The sequence below is a fragment of the Cellulomonas sp. IC4_254 genome (assembly GCF_011603975.1).
Classification (GTDB): domain Bacteria; phylum Actinomycetota; class Actinomycetes; order Actinomycetales; family Cellulomonadaceae; genus Cellulomonas.
Genome location: NZ_JAANNB010000282.1, coordinates 1 through 3,383, shown reverse-complemented (window position 1 = coordinate 3,383; position 3,383 = coordinate 1). Strand labels below are relative to the sequence as shown.

1 protein-coding gene is annotated in these 3,383 nt (G+C 78.8%); it reads right to left on the bottom strand.

What is annotated here, in order from left to right:
• The coding region (locus tag G6556_RS17820) for a DNA polymerase III subunit gamma and tau (RefSeq protein WP_346774985.1) at positions 1-2,967 on the bottom strand (2,967 nt) is incomplete at its 3' end.
• Between the last annotated feature and the right edge of the window lie 416 nt (positions 2,968-3,383).

Below are 3,383 nucleotides of genomic sequence, written 5' to 3'. Positions count from 1 at the left end.
CGCGGCCGCCCGCTCCTCACCGGTGGCACCCGCCGAGCCGGTCGCACCGGACCGGCTGTCGGTGCCGAGCGCACCGGAGCGGCCGTCGGTTCTGGGCGCACCGGGACGACCGTCGGTGCCGGCACGTCCGGCGGCGGCGCTCGTGCCGTCGTCGCCCGGCCGACCGTCGGCGCCCATCCGACCGTCGGCGGCAAGTCCGCCGTCCGCATCCGCGCGGCGCGAGGCGTCCGTGTGGGCGGACGAGGGCGCGTCCCGGTCGGCCTGCGCGGAGCCGGGACCGTCACCAGCACGCGCGCCGGCGTCCGACGCGGCGGGGGTCTCGGTGGTGGACGCGGCGCGCGCACCGCCGAGCGGTGCCACCACGGGCCAGCCGTCGTCGGAGACGGCGACGACCGGCGCGGACGAGCGCGCGTTCTCCCGACCCGAGGGGGTCTCCCGACCCTGGTCGCGCGCGGGCCCCGACTCGCGGGCCGGGGCGGAGTCGCGAACCGGGCCGGACCCGCGGGCCGGCGCGGACCCGCTGGCCGCGGGCCCGGCCCCCCGGGCCGGCTCGTGCGCCGGTGCCGCGTCGTGGTCCGTCTCGCCCACGGGGCCCGTCTCACGCACGGGGCCCGTCTCACGCACGGGGCCCGACTCGCTCGCCGACGCGTCCGCCGTGCCGGCGGGGCCGGGACCGCCGTCGCCACCCGACCTCGGACGGTCGACGTCGTCGTCGCCGTCGCGAACCTCCTCCCCCGTCGGCACCGACGACGGGCCGTCCGGGCGACCGGTCAGGTCGTCGGACGCGTCACCGGCCTGGTCCGCGCCGGCGCCCGCGGGCGTCACGGTCGCCGAGGACCACGGGTCCGCCGCGTCGGGGTCGTCGTCGGCGGGCGCGTCGACCGCGGAGGGGCCGGAGGCGGCCTCGTGCGGTGCACGCGCCGACTCCGCCGGGCTCGGCACCGGGGCCGGAACGGGCGCGGGCCGAGCCGCGGGGGTGTCCCAGGACGCGGCGGCCTCGGCGGCCGACGGCGCTCCCCCGCCACCGCGGGGCGCGGGTGCGGGACCGGCGGCCGGGCGCGCCGCGGCGGGTCCGCCGTCGCCGGAGAGCACGGGCTCGACCTTGACGGTGAAGCCGAGCGTCTCGCGCACCGCCTGCTGGACGAGGTCGGCGTGCGGCCCGGCGCGGAACGCCGACGCCAGACCGGGGGCGCCGAAGCCGAGCCGGAGGGTCGTGGCGTCGAGCTCGACGACCTGGGCGTTCTGGCTGATCAGGACCCAGGTCGTCTTCTTCATCCGGCCCAGGGTGTCCAGCACCTCGGGCCAGCGGCGGCGCAGCATCTCCGTGTCGCCGCCACCGGGGGCGCCTGCGGGGCGCTCGACCGGGGCGACCGGCTCGGCGGTGGGCACGTCGTGCGGCTCCGCCGCACGCTCGACCGCGGCGACGGCTGCGGGAGCGGGCTCGACAGGCCGGTCCGGCTCGGCGGCTCGGCCCGGGCGGTCAGCCGCGTGCCGCTCGTCCGGTGCGCCCGCGTCGTCGACCGAGGCGTCGTCGGCACCGGGGTGCACGGGACGCGCGGCCACGTCGTCCGCCGCGCGCCCGTCGCCGGCCTCGGCCTGACGGTCACCGCCCGCGGGCAGCGGTCCGGCCGCGGCGTCGTCGTCGGCGCGCGAGCCGGCGGACCGCAGGGTCTCCTCCGCCGCCCGCACCTCGGGCGCCGGCGCGGGCGGCGGGGTCACGACGGCCTCCCGCTCGACGGACGCGGCGGGGGTGAACGCCGGGGCGGCGGCCGGCGCGGCGGACCCGACCGGCGCACCCGGGGCAACCCGGACCCCCTCGCGCTCCAGCCGGTCGACCCGGGCGCCGAGCCCGGACGCGGAGTCGTCGAGCGCCGGCAGCAGCAGCCGGGCCATGAGCAGCTCGAGGTGCAGCCGGGGGGAGGTCGCGCCGGTCATCTCGGACAGCGCGGCGTTGACGAGGTCGGCGGACCGGGACAGCTCGGCGGCGCCGAGGTGCGCGGCCTGCTGCTGCATCCGCGCCATCTGGTCACCGGGCACGTCCCGCAGCACCGCCGCGGCGGCGTCACCGGAGGCGGCGAGCACGATGAGGTCGCGCAGCCGCTCGAGCAGGTCCTCCACGAACCGGCGGGGCTCGTGGCCGGTCGAGATGACGCGCTCGACGACGCGGAACGCGCTGGCGCCGTCGCGGGCGGCCACGGCCGCGACCAGGTCGTCCAGCAGGGAGGCGTGGGTGTAGCCGAGCAGGGCGACGGCGTCCTCGTACACGAGGCCGTCCGGGCCGGAGCCGGCGATGAGCTGGTCGAGCACGGAGAGCGAGTCCCGGACCGAGCCGCCGCCGGCGCGGACGACGAGCGGCAGCACGCCCGACCCGACGCGGACGCCCTCGGTGGTGCACAGCTGGTCCAGGTAGCCGACCATGACGTCCGGCGGCACGAGCCGGAACGGGTAGTGGTGCGTGCGGGACCGGATGGTGCCGATGACCTTGTCGGGCTCCGTGGTCGCGAAGATGAACTTCACGTGCTCCGGCGGCTCCTCGACGATCTTGAGCAGCGCGTTGAAGCCCTGCGGCGAGACCATGTGCGCCTCGTCGAGGATGAACACCTTGTACCGGTCGCGCGCGGGCGCGAACGTGGCGCGCTCGCGCAGGTCGCGCGCGTCGTCGACGCCGCCGTGGCTGGCGGCGTCGATCTCCACCACGTCGAGGCTGCCGGGGCCGCCGCGGGCCAGCTCGACGCAGGACTCGCACACCCCGCACGGGGTGTCGGTCGGCCCCTCGGCGCAGTTGAGGCAGCGCGCCAGGATGCGGGCGGACGTCGTCTTGCCGCAGCCCCGGGGGCCGGAGAACAGGTAGGCGTGGTTGGTCTGCCCCGAGCGCAGCGCCTGCCGGAGCGGCGCGGTGACGTGGTCCTGGCCGACGACCTCCGCGAAGGTCTCGGGCCGGTAGCGGCGGTACAGGGCTGTCGTCACCCCAGAACTGTAGAGGGGGCGGCCGACATCCCGGGACCCCGCCGGCGCCACCTGGGGACGGGCGCGCGTCGGGGGCCGGATCCGCTCGTCCGGCCGGGCTCGGAGCCCTCGGCACGGCACCCGCCGGACACCGCGTCTCATATGCCGGTCGCGGTGTTCCATCACGCGAGACACACCGCTACGTTCGCCCCATCGCGGACCGCCCGGGTCCGCCCCCGCGACCCGAGGAGGAGGCAGCACGATGCGCCAGCACGCGACGACCACCTGCCGCCCCTCGATGTGCGCGCCCGCGCAGGCCCTCGCCTGTCGCTGTACCGCCACGGCCTGACCGCGAGCGGCACCGGCGGACGCACGGTCCGCCACCCCGGCCCCGGCCACGCCGCGCGGCCCGCGCCGGCCCCGTACGGCGACCCGCA